Source organism: Sulfurimonas sp. (assembly GCF_032250635.1).
Classification (GTDB): domain Bacteria; phylum Campylobacterota; class Campylobacteria; order Campylobacterales; family Sulfurimonadaceae; genus Sulfurimonas.
The window spans coordinates 1-6,743 of the sequence record NZ_JAVVFL010000127.1; the positions used below are offsets into that span (position 1 = coordinate 1).

General features: G+C 40.0%; 8 protein-coding genes. 2 read left to right on the forward strand and 6 right to left on the reverse strand.

Annotated features, from left to right (window positions below; all coding sequences use genetic code 11):
* The 3 genes from RQ763_RS08235 to RQ763_RS08245 form a co-directional block, all read right to left on the reverse strand.
* Positions 1 to 927, reverse strand: a 927-nt coding sequence (locus tag RQ763_RS08235; protein ID WP_314152303.1) for an adenylosuccinate synthase, incomplete at its 3' end; no start/stop codon positions are given.
* A 1-nt stretch (position 928) separates the two neighbouring features.
* Positions 929 to 1,786, reverse strand: a complete 858-nt coding sequence (locus RQ763_RS08240) for an ATP phosphoribosyltransferase regulatory subunit (RefSeq protein ID WP_314152305.1) — start codon at positions 1,784 to 1,786, stop codon at positions 929 to 931.
* Positions 1,787 to 2,899 carry a pyridoxal-phosphate-dependent aminotransferase family protein gene (locus RQ763_RS08245; protein WP_314152306.1) on the reverse strand — a complete coding sequence of 371 codons (1,113 nt, stop codon included), beginning with the start codon at positions 2,897 to 2,899 and terminating at the stop codon, positions 1,787 to 1,789. It abuts the gene before it with no gap.
* A gap of 137 nt (positions 2,900 to 3,036) precedes the next feature.
* Between RQ763_RS08245 and RQ763_RS08250 the strand changes: the two genes are divergently transcribed.
* Positions 3,037 to 3,807: an undecaprenyl-diphosphate phosphatase gene (locus tag RQ763_RS08250; RefSeq protein WP_314152307.1), complete on the forward strand. Its 771-nt coding sequence runs from the start codon at positions 3,037 to 3,039 to the stop codon at positions 3,805 to 3,807.
* Positions 3,808 to 3,936: 129 nt separating this feature from the next.
* Here the strand turns inward: RQ763_RS08250 and RQ763_RS08255 are convergent, their stop codons facing one another.
* Entirely contained in the window at positions 3,937 to 4,524 is a 588-nt protein-coding gene (locus RQ763_RS08255) for a non-canonical purine NTP pyrophosphatase (protein WP_314152308.1), read from the reverse strand.
* Between the two features lie 108 nt (positions 4,525 to 4,632).
* Here RQ763_RS08255 and RQ763_RS08260 point away from each other — a divergent pair, with 108 nt between their 5' ends.
* On the forward strand, positions 4,633 to 5,949 hold the full coding sequence (locus RQ763_RS08260; RefSeq protein WP_314152310.1) for an MFS transporter: 1,317 nt from the start codon (positions 4,633 to 4,635) through the stop codon (positions 5,947 to 5,949).
* Positions 5,950 to 5,990: 41 nt separating this feature from the next.
* On the opposite strand, the gene infC is transcribed toward RQ763_RS08260, so the two are convergent.
* Both infC and RQ763_RS08270 read right to left on the reverse strand, forming a co-directional pair.
* Entirely contained in the window at positions 5,991 to 6,482 is a 492-nt protein-coding gene (infC, locus tag RQ763_RS08265; protein WP_409932371.1) for a translation initiation factor IF-3, read from the reverse strand.
* A gap of 20 nt (positions 6,483 to 6,502) precedes the next feature.
* Positions 6,503 to 6,743: His/Gly/Thr/Pro-type tRNA ligase C-terminal domain-containing protein (locus RQ763_RS08270; protein WP_314152312.1), on the reverse strand; the 241-nt coding region annotated here is incomplete at its 5' end.

A 6,743-nucleotide genomic window follows, 5' to 3' on the forward strand; every position in this document is an offset into this window, starting at 1 on the left:
AACCGCATCAAACCAGCCGCATCTTCTAGCGCGACCTGTTGTTGTTCCAAACTCATGTCCCTGCTTACCAAGTCTTTTGCCCTCTTCGCCCAAATCTTCACTTGGAAAAGGACCGTTTCCGACGCGCGTGCAGTACGCTTTTACGATGCCTGTTACTTTACCTATATCTTTAGCATTGATGCCAAGACCGGTACATGCACCGGCACTCACGGTTGAACTTGAAGTAACATACGGGTAGGTTCCATGATCGATGTCTAGCATCGTACCTTGAGCACCCTCAAGCAGAACTCTTTTGTTCTCTTCATCAAGCGCTCTCCAAATCATCTGCGTCGTATCTGTGATAAAAGGAGCAAGTCTTTTTTTGTACCCCTCGAGTTCACTTAAAAGCTCAGCTTCGTTTGGTGTTTGGATTTTTAAAATATCAAACATCTCTCTATTTTGCTCAAAATAGGCCATAATCGAGATGCAAAGTTTTGCAGGGTTTAGAAGTTCGCCTACTCTCACACCTATACGGTTAATCTTGTCGGAGTAAGCAGGACCGATTCCCTTGCCTGTCGTACCGATAGCTTTTTCGCCTTTTAGCTTCTCTCTAGCTTGGTCTATCATAGCATGGTAGCGAAGATTTAGATGAGCTTTATCGGAGATAAAAAGACGTCCTTCTAGACCCTCAAACTGCTCCATCTCTTTAATGATAGACTCAGGAGAGAGAACGACTCCGTTTCCGACAACATTAATTGCCTTTGGGTTTAGTACACCTGAGGGAATAAGATGAAGCGCATATTTTGTGCCATCAACCCAGATCGTATGTCCTGCATTATGCCCGCCTTGGCTTCTGCAAACCATATCATACTCACATGCAAGCCTATCGACTATCTTGCCTTTGCCCTCGTCGCCCCACTGTATACCAACTATTAAATCTGCTTTCATTTTACCTCTTTTGCTTCGCTTTTGTTTCTATTAACACATCTGTATAGATTGCAAAACCCACAGAACTTAGCTCTGAATTTTTATATCTTCCGCCTCTTGCATATACTTCGTTTTTATCTATCACTCTAAAGAAGAGCTCATCATAGTAGAGCATTTTTGCATAATACATCGGTGCCAATACGCTGTTTTGGCAAGAGAGTGCACCGCATAGATTTTTCATTTTTTGAAGTTCCGCTTTTATCTCAGGGGGAACTATCTCAAGCAGTTCATCTACTTGATGTTCATGTTGAAGGTAGACAAGTTTCTCCAGCCAATCAACTCTTAAATTTAAAAACTTCTCTATATTTACATGACGAAAATCTTCGAGTGTCAGCTCATCAAACATTGAAACCAAAAGCTTCGGTATCATCATGTTTGAAATCTGAACAAGTGGCTTAACTTCGAGTGCATCAAAAATCTCTACCGCTATGTTTAAAACCGATGAGAGTTTGCTCTCACCCATAAACTCAACACCTATCTGGTACTGCTCATCCGTAGGGTAGCGAAAAACACTCTGAATATAGAACCATTTTTTATGTTCTGTATTGCGCCCGAGTCTCTTCTCTATGATTCGCACGACATCTATGGTTGAGTCGGCTCTAAGGGAGATAGAGTTGTTCTTCTCATCGTTGACTTTGATAAGCTCTCTCTCATCGGCAATACTTTTATGCTGATGATATGAAAATATCGGAGTAACTATCTCCTCAAACCCTTTAGAGTACAAGATATCGCTAGCAACTTTTTCTATCTCTCTTTTTATCTTAGCGCTATTGCCAAAGTAGAGTTTTGAACCGCTAGGAATCTCATGCTCTAAAATCATCTACACACCTACTTTGAAATATTTTTCATTAAATACTCTGTTTGCAGTTCCATCATAAGGTCTGCGACCGAGTTTTGCAAGAGAGAGCTCAATGGAGTTTACAACCCATGCAATCTCATAGGGAGCAATCAATCCCATCTGGTTTATACGAAAAATCTTACCATCCAAATGGTCTTGTCCGCCCGCAACATTTACGCCAAAATCATTTTTAAGCATTTTTCTGATTTGCGATGCGTTCTCATCGTCTACCGTTGTCATGGAGAGTGCCGGCATTTTTGGATAGATATGCAGACCCAAGGCTTCAAGCGCAGATTTAACGGCGTCGGCTCTTGTCGCAGTCTCTTCGTAGAGCTTCTCTAAACCGCCGTTTTTCTCAATCGTCTCTAGTATCTCCAAAAGACCGATAGTAAGAGTTGTAGCCGCCGTCCATGCAGTAGTGTTTTTTCTTTGAGATTTTATCTCTGTTGCAAGGTTGAAGTAGTAACCTTTCCCTTTGCCTATCTTCTCTATCGCGGCATTGCTAAGACCCAAAATTGCAAGTCCGGGAGGAAGCATAAGCGCTTTTTGGCTTCCTGCGATTAGACAGTCGATATTTGTCACGTCAATCGCTTCAACACCCACGGCAGTAATGCCGTCAGCTATAATCATAATATTTGGATTAATCTCTTTAACAGCCTTTGCAATCGCCTCTACAGGGTGACGTAAGCCTCCTGCCGATTCGCTGATTTGAACTGCAATAGCATCAATGTTTGGGTTGTTTTTAACAGCTTCTACAACAGCTTCAACACTTACTGGAGTATCCCACTCATTTTTAATCTCGACATTTCCAAGTCCATGAGCCGTGGCAATTTTGCCAAATCTCTCTCCGAACTTTCCTGAGTTTACATTTAAGAGCGTATTGTGAGAGAGGTTTATAACAGCGGCTTCCATAGCGCCTGTTCCGCTTGAGGCAAGCATAATGACCTCATCACTTTTAAAGAGCTCAAAAAGATATTTTCTTGTTTTTTCAAAAATAGCTTCAAACTCCGGAGTACGATGGTGCATCGTCTCATCACTCATGGCATTACGAACATTTTGAGGTACCGGAGTAGGTCCAGGCGTGAAAAGTAGCATAATAGAAGTTCCTAATAGATTATAATTTAAAACCTCGCATTATATCCAAATAACTTAAATTGACTCTTTAGTAACGCACTTTATTTTATGCTAGAATTTCACTTAAATATTTAAAATACAATCTGCCAAGGGCTTTTATGACTATACTCGACTCGATAATTCTAGGCATAATTGAGGGCTTTACCGAGTTCTTGCCAATCTCCTCAACAGGACACCTAATAGTAGCAAGCAAATTTTTGGAGATTGAACAAAATGCTGTCAACAAGGCGTATGAGGTCATCATCCAGTTCTCGGCAATTCTGGCCGTATTTTTTAACTACAAAGAGAAGTTTACTCTCAAAAAAATAGATCTCTGGATAAAGGTTTTTGCAGCTTTTCTCCCATTAGCTATCATTGGCTTCATCTTCTCCTCCCAGATAAAAGAGCTCTTTAGCATAAATATAGTCGCCGTTATGTTTATAGTTGGCGGGGTGATATTTTTAATTGTTGAGAAATTTTTTGTACATGAAGATAAACAAACAATCTATGACGTAGAAAAAATAACACTCAAGCAGTCCATGATAATAGGTTTTGCTCAGATTTTTGCACTAATCCCCGGAACCAGCAGAGCGGGTTCAACCATCATCGGTGCGCTTCTTGTTGGTCTAAGCAGAAAGGCAAGTGCGGAGTTTAGTTTTCTGCTTGCTTTCCCTGTCATGGCTGCCGTTGCCGCTTACGACTTACTAAAACATTATGAAGATTTTACGCAAACAAATATCATTGTTCTGGCTGTCGGCTTTGTCACCTCTTTTGTTGTCGCATATCTGACAATCAAGCTTTTCTTGAAATTTTTAGAGAAATTTACCTTTGTCTCTTTTGGAGTTTATAGAATAATTTTTGGAGTTGCCCTGCTGCTAATGTTCAACTAAATTTATAATAACTATGGAATAGAACATGCTTATGCGGGTTATAATTTATAGGAGAACTTGATGCATACTTTACTGGAGACTTTTTTAAGTAAAATTGAAGACACTCTTTATATGCTCAGCAGAAAAATTCTATAGCGTTTGTAGAATTATTTTTGCCAAACTTAGTGCTTTTGCCCGGTGAGAAATGCTCTTTTTTGTCTCATCATCTAACTGACCCAAACTCTTCTCGTATCCAAGCGGAATAAACATAGGGTCGTATCCAAAACCGCCCTCCCCTACAGCTCTGTTTATTGCATTTCCGTACATCCAGCCGTGCACGGTGTACTCACCATCTTTGGTGACTATGGCTATGGCGGCGGTGTAGTGCGCGGGTGAGCTCTCTACCCCTTTTGTTTTTAGGGCATCTATGAGTTTATAGAGGTTATCCTTATCCGTTGCATCTGCTCCTGCGTATCTTGCACTGTTGATTCCCGGCTCCCCTCCAAGAACATCAACGCTTATTCCGCTGTCGTCTGCTAAGACTATTACATCTTTATCATTCAGGGCTTTAAAAACAGCTCTTGCTTTTATAAGAGCATTCTCTTTAAAGTCATCTCCATCTTCTATAATCTCAAATTCATCGATGAATTCGCTGTAAGGAACTACCTCGAAATCTTCACAAAGCGCTTTTATCTCTCTAACTTTGCCTTTGTTAGAGGTCGCTAATACCAACTTCACATAATATCCTTAGGGTTTTCTTTAAAAGTATCTTTTCTTGAGTTGAAAAGTTTGCGTAAACAATCTTTTCAATATAATTACGCCATTATATAATATTTAAGGTAGATAATGTTTAAAAAAGTATTTCCCCTCTCAGCAATCCTCTCTCTAAGGTTTTTAGGTCTCTTCTTGGTTTTACCCGTCATTTCGATTTATGCGCTTGAGCTTGAAGGATCAACTCCTCTTCTCGTAGGTATCGTCGTCGGCGGTTATGCATTGACTCAGGCTATTTTTCAAGTTCCCTTTGGAACTATGAGCGATAAGATAGGCAGAAAACCCACTCTGCTTTTTGGTCTTCTCGTATTTTTAATCGGCTCAATTGTCTGTGCATACTCCGACAATATATACACTCTTATGATTGGGCGTTTTCTTCAAGGTGCAGGCGCGATTGGCTCGGTTATTACAGCTATGATCTCTGATTTGGTTGCGGAGGAGATTCGCGGCAAAGCCATGGCAATTATGGGCGCATCAATTGCTCTTAGTTTTGCTCTTGCTATGGGGCTTGGACCTGTTTTGGGTGCTGCTTATGGAGTTGATTTTCTTTTTATACTTACAGCAATTTTTGCTGCTTTGGGAATAATTCTTCTATTTACAAAAGTTCCAACACCTCCAAAAATCAAACATACATACCATGCAACGTCAAAGACTTCAGATATATTAAAAGACCCGAACCTCTTAAATATGATTATTATCAACGCGATGCAAAAAGCTCTTATGACTATCGCCTTTGTTCTTATTCCTATTATTTTGACAAGCGATACTTTCGCATGGGAGAAGTCTGACCTCTACATGGCGTATCTTCCTGCAATGCTGTTTGGTCTTGTAGCGATGGGTCCTGCTGCCGTATTTGGCGAAAAATACAACAAACCAAAAGAGATATTTCTGCTCTCTATAGTTCTCTTTATTGGCTCGTTTTTGACTATGGGACTTACTACTTCTAGCACCTTCTTTGTAGTGGGCGTTGTCATGTTTTTTGTTGCATTTAACATGATGGAGCCTCTTGTTCAATCAATGATTACCAAGTTTGCCAAAGTGCACCAAAAAGGTACCGCTCTTGGTATCTCCAACTCTATCGCCTATTTTGCAACATTCGTCGGCGGTACGACTGCGGGGCTTCTTTTAGAGTTTAGCGATAGAGAAACTATCGGCGTCTCAGTGGCTGTTGCAGCTCTCTTGTGGCTTCTATGGACGCTAAAGCTTCAAAATCCGACCAGATACTCTCATCTCTACCTTCCACAAGATGATGTTGATGTCTCAAAGCTTCAAAGCCTTGAGCAGGAACATATAGCGGAGTGGTATATAAACGATACTGAAAAACTTATTGTTGTGAAATATGTAAAAGATGCGATAGAGATGGAAGAGTTAAAAGCTAAGATAGCTAAGTAGTAAGGTAAGATTTTAAATCTTACCTCCGAAACCGCTAGAAGCTACTTTTGCGGGATAACGTACATGTTGTAGTAACGACCTTCAAACTTAGGCTCTTTGTCCATAACGCCAATATCTTCAACCATAGGCCAAATTCTTAGAAGTACATCTTTTGCAGCACTAGGGTTTGCCATTTCACGACCTCTTAAAAATACGCGAAACTTAACATGTTTGCCCTCTTCAAGAAATTCTCTTGCATGTTTGACTTTATATGCAATATCATTTTCTGCAATTTTAACAGAGAGCTTAATCTCTTTAACATCAATCTTAACCTGATTTTTTCTCTGTTCTTTTTGTTTCTTCTCTTCTTGGTACCTAAACTTACCGTAATCCATAATCTTAGCCACGGGAGGCTTTGCATCTGGAGCTATTAAAACCAAATCTAAACCCAACTCATTCGCTTTTTGCATAGCTTCATCAATTGAAATTATTCCTAAAGATTCTGCTCCATCTACATTACAACGCACTTCCGGTACACGAATATCGTCATTCATTATGACACGGTCTTTTTTGTTCAAAAATTTACCTCATTTATTTTAGTTTGTATAAGAGAAAGAAATTCGCTTTCACTTAAGTTATATTGTTCTCTCGTTCTTCTGTCGCGAATCGCAACAGTTCGAGATGCAACCTCTTCATCGCCTATAATTACTAACATAGGCACCCTTGTTTTTTCCGCTGTTCTGACTCTTTTGTTTAAAGAATCATTTTTAGAGTAGATTTCACTATCTGCCCCTAAATCCATCAACTTATCCGAC